This window comes from Nitrospirillum amazonense (genome assembly GCF_007828035.1).
Classification (GTDB): domain Bacteria; phylum Pseudomonadota; class Alphaproteobacteria; order Azospirillales; family Azospirillaceae; genus Nitrospirillum; species Nitrospirillum amazonense.
In genome coordinates this window covers 1-18,915 of sequence record NZ_VITV01000010.1, presented here as the reverse complement: position 1 = coordinate 18,915, position 18,915 = coordinate 1, and the positions used below count along the sequence as shown (strand labels likewise).

Sequence of the window (18,915 nt, the reverse complement as noted above, 5' to 3'; positions counted from 1 at the left end):
GACTACTCGGCCGCGTCGGCAAAACGGCCGCGGTAGGCGGCGGGGCTGGTGCGCAGGCGGGCGCGGAAATGGTGGCGCAGGGTATCGGCGCTGCCGAAGCCGCAGTCGGCCGCCACCTGCTCCAGCGGCAGCGACGTGGCTTCCAGCAGGGTGCGGGCGCGGTTCAGCCGCTCCGTCAGGATCCAGTCCTTGGGGCTGGTGCCAGCGGCCTCGCGGAAGCGGCGGACCAGGGTGCGCTCGCTCATGCGCGCCTGGGACGCCAGACGGGCCAGGGGCAGGTCCTGGTCCAGGTTGCGGCGGATCCAGTCGAATAGGGCGGACAAGGGCGCGGCCTCGTCGGCCAGCGGCGCCTCCACGAACTGGGCCTGGCCGCCGTCGCGATGGGGCGGGATGACCAAGCGGCGGGCCACCTGGTTGGCGATGCGGGCGCCATGGTCGCGGCGGATGATGTGCAGGCACAAATCCAGGCCGGCGGCACTGCCGGCCGACGTCAGTACGGATCCCTCGTCCACGTACAGCACGTCCGGCTCCACGTGGATGTCGGGGAACCGCTCCGCCAGGGCCTGGGCATAACGCCAGTGGGTGGTGGCGCGCTTGCCGGCCAGCACGCCGGCCGCCGCCAGGACGAAGACCCCGGAACAGATGGACACCAGCCGCGCCCCGGCGGCGTGCGCCCGGCGCAGCGCGTCCAGCAGGGCCGGCGGCACCGGGGCATCCATGCCGCGCCAGCCGGGGATGATGACGGTGCCGGCGGCCGCCAATTCCTCCAGCCCGCCGTCGGCCAGCACCTGGATGCCGCCCATGGCCCGCATGGGGCCGGTGTCGGCGGCGCAGACGCGGAACTCGTACCAATCCACCATCTCCGGCCGGGGCAGACCGAACACCTCCACCGCCACGCCAAACTCGAACGTGCACAAGCCGTCATAGGCCAGGACGGCCACCGTGCGGTTGCGCGGGGGCGGCGGAGCGGCGGGGGCGGGGCGGCGCAGGGTCATGGCATCCCATGAAACACCGGCGTGGCGGGGGCGCCAAGGGGGCATCGCCGCCATGGCGGGAAATGCCCGCCTATTGGCGGAACGGCTATGGTGGCGCGCCCTCACCGTCCGGGGCCTTCATCGCGGCACCGCACCGCGGGCAATGCCGGACGACGTGACCACTGATGACGCCGCAGGTGGGGCACAACCGGAATCCCGTCAATGCCACGCCGATCATGAAGGGGGTGGCCACCGCCAGCGGCCAAGCCTGCGCCCAGCCCCAGCATACCCAAGCGTAAAGGAAGACGGCCAGCGCGATGCCGGCATAGAACCAGTGGTAGGTCCGGTTGCGCCGCACCGGGTTACCGGGAACCAGATGGCACCAGGCTATGGCGGCGGCCAGCTGTGCCACGGCCAGGCCCAGCAGGATGGTGCCGATGATGGTCCAGTCCGGTGTCATCGGTCGTCTCTCCCTCCGCCGAACGCATGGCCGCAATGGGCGCAGTGTTCGGGCGGAACCAAGCTGCGGGGCAGGACGGCGATGCCGCAGCGGCTACAGACACGGGAGGTGGCCAAGGCCACGACCCCCAGGCCGACCAGGAACAAAAGCCCAGGCCAACCCTTGGCCAGACCCAGGTCCAGCAGCAGCGCGGTGCCCATCAGAATGACAATTGCCGCACAGTAATAGGGCAGGATGGCGCGCCGATCGGCCGGCTCCCCCGGAACGTGAAACAGCACGAAGCCAAAACCGAGGGCGAACAGCCCGCCCAGAATCAGCAACAGCAGGGCCAAGCTGTGCAGGGAATGGGCATGAACCATATGAACCTCCCATCGCGGGTGGCTCCCCATGACGACCGGGGCCACCCGCGATGGGGGCATTTTAAGGCAGCCCCGCCACCCCATGGTGCAGGACTGTGCCGCCCCAGCGTTGCACACTACGCGCGGGTCAATCCTGATGGGCGTCCGGCTGCATCACCGCCAGCTCATTGCCCGAGGGGTCGGTGAACTGGAAACGGCGGCCTCCGGGAAAGCTGAAGGTCGGGCGGACAATGGTGCCGCCGGCGGCGGTCACGGCGGCCAGCGCCGCCTCCAGATCATCCACCTCGATGACGGTCAGGGGGGCCTTGGTCGCCTCCGCCGCGTCGGCCTGCAGGCCGATGTCCACGTCGCCGGTCATGGTGCAGGCGTAGGTGGGGCCGAAGCCGGTCAGCGACCAGCCGAATGCCTGTTCGTAAAAGCGCTGTGATGCTGCGATGTCGCGGGTGGGCAGCTCGATGTAGTTGGGGCGGGGCATGGGATCGCGTGCCTTTGTCCTGCGTTTGTCTGGTCGGACCTTCCTAGCCGCGCCGGGTGACAGAAGCTGTCAGCAGGATCGGCCCCCGGGGCATCAGCGCCACGACAGGTCGTTGCGGGGCAGGCGCCCGGCGTCGTCGATCACCCGCACCTGATGGGGCGGCATCGGTCCCCAAGTCCAGAAGACGGCATTGATGTCGATGGCGCTGGCGCCGGGGGCGAAGCTGGGCACCACGATGCCGACATGCCCCGCCTGATGTAGCCGCTGCGCTATTCGCCAGCTGCCTGGTATCTGACCCCGATCGGCCAGGTCCTCCCAGGCGCAGGCCAAGTCGGCCCCATCGATGCCATGGGCAGCCCGTTCGGCGGGGTCGGTCAAATCCACGATGCCCGCACAGTCCACTTCATAGGCCACCATCGTCATGGGCTGCGCCTTGAAGGGGAAGGCTTGCTGCGCCTCCAGCCAAGCCGTCTCAAGGCGGCGCGCGGTATAGAGGGTTGGCATTCCCGGCGGGTTGAAGCGTCCGCCGAACCGGGCAGCCCCGTCGCCAGAGTCCGGCAGGAATGCCCAACGCGGGTTGTGTGCCCGGTAGACCAGGCCCGTCAGCCTCACGCGTAGCCGCCGATGGCGATGCGGCTCAGGTATCGCTTCACCGCCTCGGCCCGGCCTTCCTTCACCAGGTCCTCGGCCGTCTGATCGCCAAAGGACGGGATGGGCTGCGCCCGGTACCAGGCGAAGGCCTGCGGAAGGGAACCTGACCAGGCCAGGATGCGATTGATGATCTCCACCCCGTCGCGCAGCCGGGCCTGGGTGCTGGGCGCGCGCAACCGGCCGGATTTGGAGACGGCGTCGCGGGACAGGCCCATCGCGCCTGCCAGTTCGGTCTTGGTGATGCGCAATTGGGTTGCCAGGCGGTCGGTGGCGACCAAGCCGTCGGATGCCATCACTTCCGCCAGGAAGGCCACATGCGAGCCCATGGCCGCCTCATCAATTACCCGTATCTAGGGACATAATGTGGGGCATCCGGGGCCTTCGCGCCAGCCTTTTTCCGTTAGGCGCCGCTTGGCTGGAAGTGCCCGCCTATTGGCGGACGCGCCACTGGCGGGAATTCGGACGCCGGGCGACAAAGTGCGCGTCACCATCGTCTCACAGGGATACCGATCATGACCACCGCTGCTTACATCCCCGCTTCCCCTTCCGTCGTCGCCAAGGCGCCAGCCGCCTCATCCCAGGCCGCCGCGGCTCATTTCGAAGCCAAGCTGGCGTTTGAGACCGACTGCGCCGACGTCTGGTACGCCACCAACCATGAGACCAGGGACTTCGTGCTGGTGGACGTGCGCACCCCGGCAATGTACGCCGCCGGCCACGTGCCGGGTGCCGTCAACATCCCCACCCGGCAGCTGAGCGAGGTGCGGTTGGCCGACTACCCTGCCGACACGCTGTTCGTCGTCTATTGCGCCGGGCCGCATTGCAACGGCTCCACCAAGGCGGCGTTGAAGCTGGCCAGGATGGGCCGTCCGGTGAAGGAGATGATTGGCGGGCTGACGGGCTGGATCGATGAGGGCCTGGGCTTGGCGCGGGCCTGATCCGGTCAGGTGAGGGCCTTGGCCATCTCGGTGGTCGGGGCCCAGCCGGCTTGCTCATACAGGGGCCGGCCGGCCGCCGTGGCGTGCAGGATGGCATAGGCGACGCCGCGCCGCCGGAACTCCGCCTCCGCCAGAGTCATCAGCTGGCGGGCCAGGCCCCGGCGGCGGTGGGTGGGTTCGACATAGACGTTCAGGACATAGCCGCGCCGGGCTTCCCCGGGATGTGCGGGATGGGGCGGCCAGTCGATCTCCATCAGGCCGATGCCGGCCGCGGCCGCGCCATCCGCATCTTCCAGGACGAAGCCGAAATAGCGCCCGTCCGCCAGGCGGGGCGCCAGCCAGTCGCGGAAGGGCGCCGCCATGGACGCGATGGCGTCCTCCGGCCGGCCGGACTCGCGGAACATGGCGGCGCGGTGCCGGCACACCAGACCCACGTCATCCTGTGTCAGCGGCCGATGGCTCAAGCGGTTGGGCAGATCCATACGATTCCCCATTTGCATTGGGAATCCTTGTACGGCCAAGCAGGCCGCCAGGCCAGCTCAGGCCGTGCGCACGCCGCCCAGGAAGCCGGCCACGTCGCCCTTCAGCCGTTCCGCCCGATCGGTCATGGAGGTGGCCGCCTGGCGCAGGTCGCCCGCCACGGTGGTGGATTGTTCCACGGCCGTGCGCACGTCATCGATGCTGGCGGTGATCTGGTGAGTGGACATGGCCACCTCCTGCACGTTGCGGGCGATCTCCTGCGTCGCCGCCCCCTGTTCCTCCACCGCCGCCGCGATGCCGGCGGTGATGCCGCCCATGGTGTGGATGACGTCGGAAATGGCGCGCACGCCGGCCACGGCACTGCGCGTCACCAACTGGATTTCCCCGATCTGGCGGGTGATCTCATCCGTCGCCTGGGCCGTCTGGTTGGCCAGGTTCTTGACCTCCGCCGCCACGACGGCGAAGCCCTTGCCCGCTTCGCCCGCCCGTGCCGCCTCGATGGTGGCGTTCAGGGCCAGCAAATTGGTCTGGCTGGCAATGGCCGTGATCAGGCCCACGATTTCCCCGATCTTGGCGCTGGCGGCCGCCAGGACGGCGATGGCCTGGTCTGTCTCCTCCGCCTTGGCCATGGCGTCGTTGGCGATGGTGGTGGACTGGGCCATCTGCCGGCTGATCTCGGAGATGGAGGCTGACAGCTCTTCCGCCGCGGCGGCCACGGTATTGATGCCGCTGGACGCGGTCTGGGCGGCGCTGGCCACGGTGGATGCCTGGCGGCTGGAGTGTTGAGCCGTCTCCGTCATGGCGGCGGAGGTAGCGGCCAGATGATCCGCCGCCTCCTCCATGGCGTTCAAGCCGACGGTGGCGCGGCTGTCGAAGTCGCGGCACAGCCCGTCCACCGCCCGGGCGCGGTCCAACGCCGCCTGACGGGCGGAAGCGGCCTCGCGCTCGGCCGCACGGGCCTGGGCGGCGTTGTCGCGCAGCACGGTCAGGGCGACCGCCATGGCACCCACCTCGTCCTGTACGCGCGGCGCGGCAATGGCCACCTCCAGGTCGCCCTCCGCCAGGCGGGTAATGGCCTGGGTCAGGTCCTTGATGGGCTGGGTCACGCGGCGGCGCAGCACCCAGGCCACCAGGGCGGTGATGACGGCGACGAAGGCCAGGGTCAGGCCGCCCAGCACCAGGCGCAGGCGCGCCTCCGCCAGGGCGTCGCGGTTCATGTCACGCGCCGTCTCCAGCGCGCGGTCCCGCAGGATCAGGGCGTTGTCCAGCATGGGGCTGGTCCAGGCCCGCCAGGCGGCGTTTTCCATGGGGCTGGTCGCGCCGGTGCGAGCCGCCTCCAGGATGGCCTGATAGCGCGGCTCCCCCTCCTTCATCAGGGTGGCCTCCTCAGTGGTCAGCGCCTCGGCCAGCTTGGCCGGGCTGCCCAGATTGGCCACGGCCTGGGTCTGCAGCCGCCATAGGGTGGCCACCTGGCCGGTCAACTGGGTGGCGGTCTGCAGGCGCTTGGCGTCCAGCGCCTGGCCCGCCTGGAACAGGCTGAGGATGGCGGAGCGGGTACCGGCAGCGGCGCGCAGGTCCTGCGCCATGGCGGCGATCTGCAGGGGTACCGTCAGGTCGGCGGACGAGGCGGCTGTACGGCGGAAGGCCAGGTCGGCGGCATGGTCCACCGCGGCGGCGGCGGCGGCGATGCCCTCCTGCATGCGCCCCGCGCCGTCCGCCGCCCGGTCGGCTTTTGCCTTGGCGGTTTCGGTCTTGGCGCCGGCCCGCATGTCGGTCAGCAGTTTTTCCGCCTGGCCCAGGCCGGCCAGGTCCAGGTGCGCGGCGGCGGTACTGCTCTGCGCGGCGGTCAGGGCGGCGTCCGTGGCCGCCATGGCCCTGGCCGGCGCGCTGCTGGCACCGGTGTCAGCCGGGCCGTCCGCACTGAAGGCGCCATTCCAGGCGGCCCGTTCCGAGGCCAGCAGGGCGCCCAACCTGAGGGTGTCGCTATAGGCCGCCAAGTTCCGCCCGGCGTCGGCCTGTGCCGCCAGGTCCCGGGCGGCGACGAAGGCGATGATGCCCGATAGGGCCACGGCGAGGGCGGCGACGCCACCGATCCCCGACAAGACGGTCTTGCTGATGTTCACCGGGGTACCTCCTGGCTTGCCTGACGTGGACCTAGCCTGACGTGGACAGGGCGCTTTCCGCCAAATATAGCGATATAGCGTCCAGGTTAAGGTTGCATGAACCATGATCCATAGCTTGGGCCGTGGCTAGCGTCGGGGCGCGCCCTGGCTGGCGGCGCCTGCCATTTACTGCCAAAGATAGTCCTTGCGTCCCAACTTGAACGCTGCTCGCAGGGCGAGGTGCACGTATAGTGGCGCCTTGGTATGGCTAGGTTCGATGGCTTGAGCGTGAAAGAGGCAGGCGTGACCCGGTCGGAGTCCGAGGCGGACCGCATCCGTGCGTTGGAGCATCAGGTGGAGCGCCTGAGCGAAGTGGTGCTCACCCAGTCTTTACTGGCCGATTCCGACCTGGACTTGGATGCCTTCATGCAGACGGTGGTGGACCGCCTGCAGCGCCTTATGCACGCCAAGGGCGCCGTGGTCGAACTGGCGGAGGGCGACGACATGGTCTACCGCGCCGCCAGCGGTGCCGTGTCGCAGTTCGTCGGCGTGCGCCTGAAACGCAAGGGCAGCCTGTCCGGCTATTGCGTCGAGACCGAGAAGGTCCTGATGTGCCGGGACAGCGAGACCGATGACCGCGTGGACCGCAACGCCTGCCGGATGGTGGGTGTGCGCTCCATGATCTGTGCGCCGCTGTCCGAGGCGGGCCGCGTGGTCGGCGTGCTGAAGGTCATGGGCACGGAACCCGACGCCTTCACGGCCGAGGACGTGGCCCTGCTGCAAATGATGGCCAAGGCCTTGGGCGGCGCCCTGGGCAAGCAACTCAGCTTCCATGAGAAGCAGATGCTGCTGGAGGAACGGACGGCCACGGTCGCCCGGCTGGAGGTCGAGGTGGCGGAGCGGCGCCGGGCCGAGGCCACCCTGCAGCACCAGGCGCTGGAGATGGCGACCCTGGCGGAACAGCGTGACCAGGCGCGCCTGGCGGCCGAGGCGGCCAGCCGCGCCAAGTCGGAATTCCTGGCCAACATGAGTCACGAGATCCGCACGCCCATGAACGGCGTGCTGGGCATGGCGCAGCTGATCCTGGATACGCCGCTGGATGCGGAGCAGCGGGTACTGGCCGCCGCCATCCATGACAGCGGCGAAATGCTGCTGTCCATCATCAACGATATCCTGGACGTCTCCAAGCTCGAGGCCGGCAAGGTCGAGCTGGAGGAGATCGACTTTTCCATGGATGAGCTGGCGGACAGCGTCACCATGCTGCTGTCGCCCAAGGCGGCGGAAAAGGACCTGGACCTGGTCTGCTATGTGGAGGACGCGGCGCGCGGCGCCTATCGCGGTGACCCCACCCGCCTGCGCCAAATCCTGGCCAACCTGGTGTCCAACGCCATCAAATTCACCACCACCGGCAGTGTCGCCATCGAGATCGGCCAGGAACCCGGCGCCGCCGTTGGCGCGGACGGCCGCCGCCGGCTGCGCATCGCCGTCAGCGACACGGGCATCGGCATCCCGGAGGAACAGCGTGCCCGACTGTTCCAGAAGTTCAGCCAGGCCGACAGCTCCATCACCCGCCGTTTCGGCGGCACGGGCCTGGGCCTGTCCATCTGCCGCCAGCTGGTGGAGCTGATGGGGGGCGAGATCGGCGTCAACAGTGTTCCCGGCCAGGGCAGCACCTTCTGGTTCACCGTGCCCTTGCGACCGGTGGTTGCCACCCTGGTGGACCAGGACACTCTGGTGGACGGCATCAAAGGCCTGCGGGTGCTGGTGGTGGACGACATCCCCCTGCATCAGAAGATCTTGAGCCGCGCGCTCAGCGATCTGGGCCTGGTGGTCAGTCTGGCCGACGGCGCGGCGTCCGCCCTGGCGGCGCTGGAAAGAAGCTGGGAAGCGGGCCGGCCGCCTGATCTGGTGTTGGTGGACTTCTCCATGGCTGACGTCCGGGGTGATGAGCTGGGCCAGCGCATCCGCGACGACAGCCGGTTTGCCGAAACCAAGCTGGTGCTCATCTCGTCCTTTGGGGTCATGGACCGGGGCAACGCCGAAGTCGACGTCTTCGCCGCCGTGCTGGCCAAGCCCGTGCGCCGGCAGACCTTGTTGGACGTGTTGAGCCGCCTGTTCCTAAGCCAAGTGGCGGCGTCCCCGGTCAAGCCCGACCCGGCCAAGGTGGGCACCGGCGCCGGCCGCCGCGTGCTGCTGGTGGAAGACAACCAGATCAACCAGCAGGTGGCGCTGCTGATGCTGCGGAAAGAGGGGTACGAGGTCACCCTGGCCGAAGACGGCGAGGATGGCGTGCGCGCGGCGACCGCGCCGGGTGGCATTTTCGACCTGATCCTGATGGACGTGCAGATGCCGCGCATGGACGGGCTGGAGGCCACGCGGCTCATCCGTGCGCACCAGGGCAGCGTGCGTGTGCCCATCATCGCCCTGACGGCCAACGCCATGGCCGGCATGCGCGAGGAATATCTGGACGCTGGCATGGACGACGTGGTGGCCAAGCCCTTCGACCAGCGCAAGTTCCTGGGCACCGTAGCGCGATGGACCAAAGCCTCACCCCACGAGGTGGCGCCGGCCATGCCGGCTACTCCTTTGCCGGCTGCCACGGTCCTGGATGAAAGCGTGCTGCTGCGGCTGGAGCTTATCGCCGGCCGCGAGCAGTTCCAGAGTCTCGTCAGAAGCCTGGTGACGCATGGGGGCGAACGCCTGGACCGAGTGGCGGCGCTGCGCGCCCGCGGCGACATGGACGGGCTGCGCGCCGAGGCGCACGACCTCATCTCCACCGCCGGAAGTGCCGGCCTCAAGCAACTGCAGGCGCTGGGCGAGGCGCTGCACGCTGCCTGCGCCGCCCCGAACCGGCAGCGCGACCGGGTGCTGTCGCTGGCCGACGCCGCGGTCACGGCGGGGCGGGAGGGCTGGGCCGCGGTCGCACGGCGGTTCGGCGCACCGGGCCCGGTCACCGCAGTGGCCGTCGCCGTAACTGAATAACCAGCCCGTTCGTTGACAGAAATGCCTGTTCCATATAGCTTGGCCGCAGCTTCTTTGTCTATCCTGCTCATTGAAGTAATCGTGCCAGTCCTGTGGGCTGGAAGACATTTATTTGAAATAAATTTTGGTAATCGCGATGGCCCTGACAGGAATGCCGACCTCCCTTAAGGCTGGCGGTTTGGCGTCCCCCTTGGATAAGCGGGACGAGCGTATCGCCGAACTCATCCGTCAGCTGGAGGATCGTGACCTCAACATTGGGCGTCTTAATCAGCTGGTTGATGAGCGCGCCTATCAGTTGCAAGCGATCGAGGCCGACAAGACGGCCCTAGGTCTGGAATTGGCCCGAATTTATCAGTCCCGCAGCTGGCGTTTGACGACCCCTTTGCGCTGGTGCTCCCGTCGTGCCCGGCAGGTCAAGGTGGCCTTGCGAACTCTGACACGCACCGCGCGCAACCACGGCCTTCTGGCGCCTGTCGTCGATCTGTTACGCATACGCCGCGATCATGGCGTGCCCGGAATCAAGTTCTGGCTGCTGCACGGTGTTGCTCCCGGCATGCTATCCGTGCCGGTATCCGTGCTCCAGAACGACGCTCCGCCGGTGTGCGGTCTGGGGCCGGATGGCTATGCCTACCGCATGCCACGTCCGCCCGTGGACTTGATGGCATCAATCTCCGCCCTGTCCAGGTCGATTACATTCTCGATTGTCGTGCCCGTCTACAATACGCCCCCCACCATCCTGGAAGCGGCGCTGCGCTCAGTCTTGGGGCAATGGTATCCCCACTGGCAGATGGTTCTAGTGGACGATGCGGGCACCGACCCTGCGACCAGCGCCGTGTTGGATGGGGTGCGAGACCCCCGTGTCACCGTGCTGAGGCTGACGGAGAACCGGGGTATCGCGGGCGCGACCAACGCGGGCCTGGCGGTGGCGACGGGCGACTTCATCGTCTTTCTCGACCACGATGACGAGCTGACGCCCGACTGTTTATACGAACTGGCGCAGTGTATTGATCGCGACGATCCAGACTTCGTCTACAGCGACGAAGATAAAATTACGGAAGATGGGTGCTTTGCCCAACCTTTCTTCAAGCCGGATTGGTCGCCCGACACGATGATGAGCACGATGTACACGTGCCATGTCAGCTGCGTGCGCCGGTCGTTGCTACAGGAATTGGGTGGTCTCAGGTCGGAATATGACGGCTGCCAGGACTGGGACATGGTTCTGCGGATCGCGGAAAAGACGACTCGCATCCGGCATGTCCCCAAGGTCCTTTACCACTGGCGTATCATTCCTCAATCCATCGCGGCCGACTTGAACGCCAAACCTTATGCCATCGCCATGTCCGAGAGGCTGCGTTTGGACGCCTTGAACCGTCGCGGTCTGGACGGCACGCTGGAGCCTCTGCCCCAGGTCCCGGGGTACTACCGCGTACGGTACAATGTGCGGGGCGCGCCAACCGTCTCCATCATCATCCCCACGCGAGACAACTGGCGGGTGCTGTCCGCTTGCATCGACAGCATCCGCGCCAAGTCTTCCTATGACAAGTACGAGATCGTGGTTTTGGACAACGGGACACAGGATCCGCCGTCCCTGGCGTATCTGAACCGCATCCGTGGTTGGTCGCAGGTTAAGGTTGTGCGCCATGACGCACCCTTCAATTATTCGGAATTGAATAACCTGGGGGCCGAAGCGGCCACAGGTGACGTGCTGCTGTTCCTGAACGACGACACTGAAGTGGTGACCGCCGACTGGGTCGAGCGTATGACCGGTTATGCCCAGTTGGACCACGTGGGCGCCGTGGGGGCGAAGCTGCTGTATCCGGGCGGACGCGAGACGCAGCATGCCGGCGTACTCAATTTAGAGAATGGGCCTGGCCATGCCTTCTGGCGGCAGGATCCCGACGCGCCTGGCTATTTCCTGCGCAACCTCCTGGAATACAACTGGCTAGCCGTGACTGGCGCCTGCCTTATGGTGGAACGGCGGAAATTCCAGGCCATCGGTGGCTTCGACGTCAGCCTGCCGATTGCGTACAACGATATCGATATCTGCATGCGCCTGCACGAGGCGGGATATTTTAATGTGATGTGCCAGGCGGTGCGGCTGATCCATCACGAATCCGTCAGCCGTGGTGTGGATCATATGAACGAAGAAAAGAGGGAGCGGTTGGTGCGTGATCGCCGCCGCTTGTATGACCTGCATCCCAACTTCTATCAGCACGACCCCTTCCATAACCCCAACCTGCATCCCAACGGGATCTATTTCGAGGCGGCGCGATGACGGTGGTGATGCAGGGTGGCGCCGCGGCTGCTACGACGATGGCCACGACTGTCGACATGCGGGGCGGGGACGAAGGCATGGCGGCAGCGTTGCACCACGCGGTCGCCACCGCGGATGCGGTGTCTTTCGATTTCTTTGACACGCTGTTCTACCGCATTGTCGATAGCCCGGATGATGTCTTCGACATCATCGGTCGCCGTTTCGACCTACCCGACTTCCGGGCGCAGCGGAAGGCTGCCCAAGCCGAGGCGTTCGCCCGCATGCACAAGGCCGGGCGCAATGAAATCTCGCTGACCGGCATATACGAATGCTTGCCCCTGGACCAAGCTCTGGTGCGGTCGCTGCAGGCGGCGGAATATGCGCTGGAACTTGACGTCATCCGTCCCGATCCCACTGTATTGGGGGCGCTTCACCACGCGCTGAATTTGGGTAAGCCGGTCGTTATTACCTCCGACATGTATTTGACGGAGCCATTTTTCAAGGATGCGCTGGAACGTTACGGTGTTCCGTCCGTACCGCTGTTCATCTCCAGCGCCTGCGATGCCACCAAGCGCGATTTCGGTGACCTGTTCGACTTGGTGGCCGATTACCTGCAGGTGCCCCGAGCCCGGCTTCTGCATATCGGCGACAATCCCCATGGCGACATCGCCCAGGCCAATGCCAAGGGTCTTGCCACCTTCCTTTATCGGCGCGAGACGGTGACGTCCCCCGTCGCGCCGAAGCCCTGCGACGAAGTGCCGGTGGATCCCCGGGAACTGGGATATAATTTAGGCGGGCGCTGCGCGGTTGCTTTCCTGGACTGGATGGAACGGCAGGTGCGCGAGGACGGTATCGATCATGTACTGTTCCTGGCGCGCGATGGTTATGTCATGGACCGCATCGTCCGTGAAAACCTGGGAGCCTGGGACCTGCCGCGCTGCAGCTATTTTGGTGGTTCCCGGACCGCGTTTACCCTGGCCGCCATCAACGATCAGAATTTTCCCACGTATCTTCCTTATCTCCTGTCCGGATCCGACGGCTTGTCGCCTTACGAGGTGCTGGAGCGCATTGGCGTGCCCGCGCCGGCTGCGGAAGTGATGAAGCAGTATGGGCTGGGGGACGATGTTATGCTGTCGCCCGCCTTGCACGCCCGCATGCACGCCTTCCTGCATGAATACCGCTTCGAAATCATGGCGGTTTGCCGGCGCAATCGGCGCGGCCTGTTCAATTATCTGAAAGAGCTGAAGTTGCAGCGAGGCACCCGCGTCGCTCTGGTCGACGTGGGTTGGCATGGCACCACGCAGGAGGCGTTTGAGACTGCGGTCCGGCCCATGGTCGACGTGAGCGTCCAGGGATATTATTTTTGCTTGGCCGACAGCCCAGACACCGCACGCCGTCGACGGCGCCACGCTATGAGGGGGCTGTTTTCCACCGACAGCGTTGCCGACAGCGTAGTACGTCGGCTTTACGACAATCGGGTGCTGATCGAGCTATTCTTCACCGCCCCGCATAACTCCATAATCGGGCTGGAGCCGGGCTCCGCTGGCGTGCGTTGGCTTGAGGACGGGCGGTTCGATCCCAAAGGGGAATTGTCTGCGGCTGCGGCCGCCGTCGCCGAAGGCATGCAGGCCTATGCCCGTGATCAGGTGGCTGCGCGCGCGTCCGGGTCGGCCGCCACGACCGATAAGACCCTGCCCCTGGAAACGGCGTGGCCGCTGGTCGATCTGTTGGGGCGCCCGGGCAAGCCCGTGGCGGGCGCCGTCGCTGCACTCAAGAATTTCGACAGTTGGGGCGCAACCCGTAATAAGGACATGTTACTGAAGGACGCCTTGGGGTGACACATGTCGACATTGATTGGCGCGCGCTTCTCCAACTAAAAATACAGACTTGGCGGTGATTTCCGTCGCCGAAGGGCGTACGCAGACATGACGGAACGCAAGAATGTGCCATGAAGTCAGGCGGCGAAACAAAGAAATAAACATTCAATAATATTGAACTTGCTGTAATTTTTCCTCGTTGGTCAATTGCTTGGGTCTTTTTTGTTATATTGCCTCATCTCTCCTCATTCTTGGAGCGCTTAAATAGGAAGCTCATTTCGAGAAGAATTCGCCATAGGTTCGCCAAGGGTTGCATGTTCCAAATGGTGACTCCAACTGTGCCAACACCAGATATTGCCGAGGATTGTTCTGCTGCCTGCGGGGCGTAATTCTTAATAGCTATGCGGAGATTGAATTGGATGCTATTCCGAATGACTATGATCGGCGCGGGGTGATAGTTCCACCCACGTTGGAGGGCTGGGCTTATCGGCTGCGCCGCGATCCGGCACGCGAAACAATTAACCACGCGATCTCGCCTCGCGCGCGCGCCGCGCACTGGCAGCCTGTGACCCGGGAAGATCCGCTGCCCCGAGAGGAACTGCTGAGTGCGCTGGAAGACGCGGGTGTCGCCCAGGCGGCCGGATGGGCCGTCGTTTTCAGCCACGATCACTACCTCACGGTCTTCGGTGGCACGCAGAACTGCATGAACGACGAGGAAGCAGCCCTGCGCCACGCCGGCTGGACTTACCTACACTTCTGTCCGGTGCAGCCCCTGCCCATGCTTTCGGACCCCGTGCCGGCGCACATGATGCGCTTGGTCGCGTCGCTGAACGGTGTACGGCTGGGCGTTGTTACAATGGCTGACGTGGCGACGACCGTCACGCTTTTGGGCCGGACCCATCGCAACCTGACATTCATCATTCACCAGTTGCTGGGCCACGCGCCTGAATTGATCGCCGCGTTGGTCACGGCCTGCCCCAATGCGCAGACGGTGTTCTGGGCGCACGATCTCTTCGCCCTCTGCCCCAGTGTCCATCTGCTGCGCAATGACATCTCGTTCTGCGGCAGCCCGCCCATCGGTTCGCCCGCCTGCGGAATTTGCCCATCCGGAAGTGAACGACCGGGCCATGTCACCCGCATGGGTGCATTCCTGGCCAATACGTGCCCCACGGTGCTGGCCCCTTCCGCCACCATCCTGAAGGTTTGGCAGCGGCATACGGGCTTCACGGGTCCGACGCGCGTCGTCCCGCCGTGCCGTGTAGAGTTCCAGTCGGAGGCAGCGCCTTTCAACCGCGGGCGGCCCTTACGCGTGGGCCATCTGGGCGCACCCCTATTCGCCAAGGGTTGGCAGGCGTTTGAATCGCTGGCCCGCTGGCACCAGGGCGATCCGCGGTATGAATTCATTCAGCTTGGAACCCTGACCCTAGACGTGCCCAACATTCGCCACATCTACACCCAAGTCAGCCGGGAAGATCGTCACGCCATGGTGAAAGCCGTGATCGAGGCCGGTGTGGACGTGGCGATAAATTGGTCCCTCTGTTACGAAAGCTTCAGCTTCACCGCCATGGAGGCGGTGGCCGGCGGCGCCTTCGTCATCGCGCGCAAGGGGGCGGGCAACGTCGGGTCTCTGGTGACTGCCGTGGCGCCCAACCGCGCCTGCGTGATCGAAACGGAGGTCGAGTTGCAAGCCTTGTTCGCTGAAGGCCATATTCTGGAACTGGCGGCCGGGGCGGATCGCCGCACCGGCCACCTAGTCCCCAGCCAGGGGACGGGTGCCATTCTGCTTCAAGAGAGCGGCGATGCCTAAGGTCCACTGTTATACGAGCATTTCATTCAGCTACCTGGACCGGGCGCGCGTCCTGGCGGAAACCGTCAGACGGCATCATCCAGATTGGACGATGTGGCTGCTGCTGTCGGATGACGCACCGCCGGGATTCCGTTTCGACTTGGCGGAAGAAGATTTCGACCACGTCGTCAACATCCGTGACCTGGGCATAGATGACTATCGCAGCTGGGCTTTCGGCCATGATGTGGTGGAGTTGTGCACGGCGGTCAAAGGGCCGATGATGCACAAGCTCCTCAGCGAAGGCGCTGAATTTGTCGTTTACCTGGATCCGGACATCGCCGTCTTTTCTCCCCTTGATCATGTCGTGGACATGTTGGGGCGGCATTCCGTGATTCTAACCCCCCACATCGCGACGCCGGAATCGTCCTTGGCCGGCATCCTGGACAATGAAATCGGTTCGCTCAAACACGGCGTCTACAATCTGGGCTTTGTCGCTGTCCGCGCCTGCACCGAGGGCAAGCGCTTCGCCGGGTGGTGGCGGGATCGGCTGCTGCAGTTCTGCCACGACGACGTCCCCAATGGCTTGTTCACGGATCAACGGTGGTGTGATCTGGTACCGGCCCTATTCCGTGATGTGGGGATCCTGCACAATCCGGCCTATAACGTGGCATCGTGGAACCTGGGGAATCGGCCGATCACTATTGGGGATGACGGCATGATCCGCGCCGGCGGGGAGGTATTGCGCTTCTTCCACTTCACGAAGGTCAACACCGCCGGGGAGGGGATGCTGGCCCGCTACTCCTACGGTGACACCGAGGTTTTTGAGTTATTGCGCTGGTACCGTGAACGGCTGTCAGCCCACAAGGCAGATGGGCTGCCCGACCGATGGTGGATATATGGCACCTATGCCGATGGCACGACTATACCCCGTTCCCATCGGCTGACTTGGCGTGCGCGCTGGGATGTGCGTAATCACTTTAAGGATCCCTTCCTGTCCGGTCCGAGCGGCTATCAAGCGTGGTGCGCGGCTGAAGGGCTACGCTGACGTCCCACCACATGGATCACCTCCGGTCGACACTGATGCTGCTGGCAATAACCGGCGGCCAATGACGGTCTTGGTTACGGGAGTAAGAAGCAAGTGCAGGAAGTTGAAACGCGGTATGGCCGGCTGAAGGTCGTCGATCCTGCGAACGATCTGATTAGCCGTGTCCTGGCGACATATGGCGAGTGGGGCTCCTGTGAGACGCGGTTCGTCGCTGCAAATCTGGCCGATGGCGCCGCAGTGGCCGACATCGGCGCCTTCTTGGGCACCTTCGGGCTGGGCGTGGCCGGGCTGAGGCCGCTCCGTGCTTTGTGTTGCGTGGAAGCTAATTCATCCACCTTCCCGCTCCTGCATCATAACATCGCCGCCAACAAGCCCGCCTCCCTTAAGTCGGCCGTCGCCTTGGCGGCGATTATAGGACCGGCGGGCAACCTGCCATTCGAGGCATCCATGGCTCCCGGCAACGCCGGCAGCTTTTCACTGGCGATGGCGGCTGACGATAACAGGATCGCCGTGCCCGTAGCCGCCCGCCACATGACCCTGGCGGCGCTGCGGCAGGAGCACGGCCCCTTCGACTTGATCAAGATTGACGTTGAGGGACTGGAGCTTGCCATCCTACAGGATGATCAAGAGTTCCTGGACACGTCCGACACCACCTTGTGGCTGGAATGCAATGAGGTTCCCGGTTCACTGGATCTGGCCGAATTTCTATTGGATCGGGGCTTCTCCGTTTATTATTTCGCCTTTCCAGCGACAACGGCTGACAACTTCAAAAAGGCAGAGCCGGTCGACTTCCCCTATGGCTATGAAGCCGGACTGTGGGCCACACGAAGCGAAGCGCCCGTCTTGGATGATGACCTGCGGGTCGCCGGATGCATTCTGAAGCGGGTGGAAAGCCGTGAGGATTTGCGGTTGGCGCTGTGGGCGACCCCGCGCTGGGCCCCAGCCTCCTGGATGGGGCGTTCACACCAGGAGACGGTGGCCCTGGCGGCCCACAGCCTGCTGGGGGAAAACCTGGAGGACTATCTGGTAAGCTTTGTCCCGGATGGGGGGAGCCGTCCTTGGTCACCTCCCCTGCCACTCGTGCTTCAGCAGCGCATTGACGATCAACAAGCGGAAATCCAGGCCTTGGATACCGACCTGATTCTGGAGCGGGAAAAAACTTCAGCGCTGGCGGAGCAGTCCACCGCGCTGAAAGCGAACCTGGAAGCCAGCGTCAAAGAAGCCCGAGCCCAAAAAATCCTGCTGGCCCAGGAAAGGGAGCAGGCGGCCGCTTACGCTACCACCATAACCGAGCAATTGAACGACCTTACGAAAGAGGCACGCGCCAGCAAGGTCATGCTGGCGGAGGAAAGGGACCGCGCCGCCCATGCCATCCAATCTCAGGCGTCTCAGCTGGAGCAGCTGCACGCTCAGCTTCACGCGATGCAAGGCGAAAGGGAGCGCCTGGTTACCCACGCCAATAACCTCACTGCGATCAACGAAAACCTGTCGCACGAGAAAGATGCTCTGCTTCAGGAACGGGAGCGCATAGTCACTCACGTCAATAACCTCACTGCGATCAACGAAAACCTGTCGCACGAGAAAGATGCTCTGCTTCAGGAACGGGAGCGCATAGTCACTCACGTCAATAACCTCACTGCGATCAACGAAAACCTGTCGTACGAGAAAGATGCTTTGCTTCAGGAACGGGAGCGCATAGTCAATCACGTCAAAAATATTACCGCAATCAATGAAGGTCTGGCGCAGGAAAATAATGCCTTGCTTCAAGAGCGGGACCGCATGGCTGTACATGTCAGAAATATTACCGACATCAATGAAAGCCTAGCACAGGAAAAGAATACTCTGCTGCAGGAGCGGGACCGCATTATCGCACATGTTAACAATCTCGCCGCGATCAACGATGTACTAACCAGCGAAGGGCAGGCTTTACGCCAGGAGAAGGAGCAGCTGCTCATCGAAGCTGCGGCGTTGCAGCGGCATGATGCCAACCTGACCCATCAGGTCTTGGCCCTTACCAGCCAGGTCGCCGGAATGTACCATTCCACATCTTGGAGAATTACTTTGCCATTTCGGCTACTTAGCCGGCTGTTAAGAGGTGATTTTAAGGAATTGAAGCGACTTTACGCGATCAAGCGGGGCTCTTGAATAAGCCAATTGCAAGACAAGCGCTTCAGTGCGTACCGGCGTGACCCTGGTACAGATGCGCTTTCCTGAAGAGTTTCCTTCCGGGGCTCTTTATAGGTGCGCGCTCAAGTGTCCTACGTGCACCCATAGATAAATTAGAGCATCGAGCCTTTAATTGGACGCATACCCTGCGGCCTTGAGGTAGTTCCAGCATTCATCTGGATCGTACAGGTCGCAGATGTTTCCGATGGCCTTCCAGAGATCGTCGATGGTCCTGGCGCTGATGCGCCTGAGGTGGGCCTTGAGCTTGGCGAAGGCCATCTCGATAGGGTTCAGATCAAGGCTGTAAGGCGGCAGGAAGAGGAACCAGGCGCCAGCCTCCTTGAGGATGGCCTTGGCCTTCTCGCTCTTATGGCTGGCCAGGTTGTCGAGGATGACGACGTCGCCCGGACTGAGCGTGGGTGCCAGCTG

General features: G+C 64.4%; 16 protein-coding genes. 7 read left to right on the top strand and 9 right to left on the bottom strand.

Annotation, left to right across the window (positions count from 1 at the left end; genetic code table 11):
* Window positions 1-2: 2 nt before the first annotated feature.
* The 6 genes from ftrA to FBZ87_RS23040 form a co-directional block, all read right to left on the bottom strand.
* Window positions 3-995, bottom strand: a complete 993-nt coding sequence (ftrA, locus tag FBZ87_RS23065; RefSeq protein ID WP_145612951.1) for a transcriptional regulator FtrA — start codon at window positions 993-995, stop codon at window positions 3-5.
* An 85-nt stretch (window positions 996-1,080) separates the two neighbouring features.
* On the bottom strand, window positions 1,081-1,434 hold the full coding sequence (locus tag FBZ87_RS23060) for a hypothetical protein (protein WP_145612950.1): 354 nt from the start codon (window positions 1,432-1,434) through the stop codon (window positions 1,081-1,083).
* A complete protein-coding gene (locus FBZ87_RS23055; RefSeq protein ID WP_145612949.1) occupies window positions 1,431-1,793 on the bottom strand; it encodes a hypothetical protein in 363 nt (120 codons plus the stop codon). Before FBZ87_RS23055 ends, FBZ87_RS23060 begins: the two co-directional genes overlap by 4 nt.
* Before the next feature lie 127 nt (window positions 1,794-1,920).
* The gene (locus FBZ87_RS23050) at window positions 1,921-2,268 is read right to left on the bottom strand and encodes a VOC family protein (protein WP_145612948.1); all 348 of its coding nucleotides are present in this window, start codon (window positions 2,266-2,268) and stop codon (window positions 1,921-1,923) included.
* 93 nt (window positions 2,269-2,361) lie between these two features.
* Window positions 2,362-2,880 carry an RES family NAD+ phosphorylase gene (locus FBZ87_RS23045; RefSeq protein ID WP_186454933.1) on the bottom strand — a complete coding sequence of 173 codons (519 nt, stop codon included), beginning with the start codon at window positions 2,878-2,880 and terminating at the stop codon, window positions 2,362-2,364.
* Window positions 2,877-3,245, bottom strand: coding sequence for an antitoxin Xre/MbcA/ParS toxin-binding domain-containing protein (locus FBZ87_RS23040; protein ID WP_145612947.1), 369 nt, complete (start codon window positions 3,243-3,245; stop codon window positions 2,877-2,879). The genes FBZ87_RS23045 and FBZ87_RS23040 overlap by 4 nt, the downstream gene beginning before the upstream one ends.
* Before the next feature lie 186 nt (window positions 3,246-3,431).
* On the opposite strand from FBZ87_RS23040, the gene FBZ87_RS23035 reads away from it, so the two are divergent.
* Window positions 3,432-3,854 carry a rhodanese-like domain-containing protein gene (locus FBZ87_RS23035; RefSeq protein ID WP_145612946.1) on the top strand — a complete coding sequence of 141 codons (423 nt, stop codon included), beginning with the start codon at window positions 3,432-3,434 and terminating at the stop codon, window positions 3,852-3,854.
* Between the two features lie 5 nt (window positions 3,855-3,859).
* On the opposite strand, the gene FBZ87_RS23030 is transcribed toward FBZ87_RS23035, so the two are convergent.
* Window positions 3,860-4,348, bottom strand: a complete 489-nt coding sequence (locus FBZ87_RS23030) for a GNAT family N-acetyltransferase (protein WP_246134544.1) — start codon at window positions 4,346-4,348, stop codon at window positions 3,860-3,862.
* Window positions 4,349-4,393: 45 nt separating this feature from the next.
* Window positions 4,394-6,457, bottom strand: coding sequence for a methyl-accepting chemotaxis protein (locus tag FBZ87_RS23025; RefSeq protein ID WP_186454932.1), 2,064 nt, complete (start codon window positions 6,455-6,457; stop codon window positions 4,394-4,396).
* A 282-nt stretch (window positions 6,458-6,739) separates the two neighbouring features.
* On the opposite strand from FBZ87_RS23025, the gene FBZ87_RS23020 reads away from it, so the two are divergent.
* From FBZ87_RS23020 to FBZ87_RS22995, 6 genes are all read left to right on the top strand, one after another.
* Window positions 6,740-9,418: a response regulator gene (locus FBZ87_RS23020; RefSeq protein WP_186454931.1), complete on the top strand. Its 2,679-nt coding sequence runs from the start codon at window positions 6,740-6,742 to the stop codon at window positions 9,416-9,418.
* 190 nt (window positions 9,419-9,608) lie between these two features.
* Window positions 9,609-11,693 (top strand): glycosyltransferase family 2 protein, encoded by a 2,085-nt coding sequence (locus FBZ87_RS23015; protein WP_246134543.1) that lies wholly within the window; start codon window positions 9,609-9,611, stop codon window positions 11,691-11,693.
* Window positions 11,690-13,510, top strand: a complete 1,821-nt coding sequence (locus FBZ87_RS23010) for an HAD family hydrolase (protein ID WP_145612942.1) — start codon at window positions 11,690-11,692, stop codon at window positions 13,508-13,510. The genes FBZ87_RS23015 and FBZ87_RS23010 overlap by 4 nt, the downstream gene beginning before the upstream one ends.
* A 394-nt stretch (window positions 13,511-13,904) precedes the next feature.
* Window positions 13,905-15,296 carry a hypothetical protein gene (locus FBZ87_RS23005; RefSeq protein ID WP_145612941.1) on the top strand — a complete coding sequence of 464 codons (1,392 nt, stop codon included), beginning with the start codon at window positions 13,905-13,907 and terminating at the stop codon, window positions 15,294-15,296.
* Window positions 15,289-16,320, top strand: a complete 1,032-nt coding sequence (locus FBZ87_RS23000) for a hypothetical protein (protein WP_145612940.1) — start codon at window positions 15,289-15,291, stop codon at window positions 16,318-16,320. Before FBZ87_RS23005 ends, FBZ87_RS23000 begins: the two co-directional genes overlap by 8 nt.
* Before the next feature lie 93 nt (window positions 16,321-16,413).
* Entirely contained in the window at window positions 16,414-18,465 is a 2,052-nt protein-coding gene (locus tag FBZ87_RS22995) for an FkbM family methyltransferase (RefSeq protein WP_145612939.1), read from the top strand.
* Window positions 18,466-18,615: 150 nt separating this feature from the next.
* On the opposite strand, the gene FBZ87_RS22990 is transcribed toward FBZ87_RS22995, so the two are convergent.
* A partial coding sequence (locus tag FBZ87_RS22990) for a transposase (RefSeq protein WP_186454930.1) occupies window positions 18,616-18,915 on the bottom strand: 300 nt, incomplete at its 5' end.

What these genes read in the sequence shown, in the direction of transcription:
- FBZ87_RS23035 (WP_145612946.1), top strand. Translation starts at nt 3,432, where the DNA reads ATGACCACCGCTGCTTACATCCCCGCTTCCCCTTCCGTCGTCGCCAAG.
- FBZ87_RS23030 (WP_246134544.1), bottom strand. Translation starts at nt 4,348, where the DNA reads ATGGGGAATCGTATGGATCTGCCCAACCGCTTGAGCCATCGGCCGCTG.
- FBZ87_RS23055 (WP_145612949.1), bottom strand. Translation starts at nt 1,793, where the DNA reads ATGGTTCATGCCCATTCCCTGCACAGCTTGGCCCTGCTGTTGCTGATT.
- FBZ87_RS23040 (WP_145612947.1), bottom strand. Translation starts at nt 3,245, where the DNA reads ATGGGCTCGCATGTGGCCTTCCTGGCGGAAGTGATGGCATCCGACGGC.
- FBZ87_RS23010 (WP_145612942.1), top strand. Translation starts at nt 11,690, where the DNA reads ATGACGGTGGTGATGCAGGGTGGCGCCGCGGCTGCTACGACGATGGCC.
- FBZ87_RS23050 (WP_145612948.1), bottom strand. Translation starts at nt 2,268, where the DNA reads ATGCCCCGCCCCAACTACATCGAGCTGCCCACCCGCGACATCGCAGCA.
- ftrA (WP_145612951.1), bottom strand. Translation starts at nt 995, where the DNA reads ATGACCCTGCGCCGCCCCGCCCCCGCCGCTCCGCCGCCCCCGCGCAAC.
- FBZ87_RS23000 (WP_145612940.1), top strand. Translation starts at nt 15,289, where the DNA reads ATGCCTAAGGTCCACTGTTATACGAGCATTTCATTCAGCTACCTGGAC.
- FBZ87_RS23060 (WP_145612950.1), bottom strand. Translation starts at nt 1,434, where the DNA reads ATGACACCGGACTGGACCATCATCGGCACCATCCTGCTGGGCCTGGCC.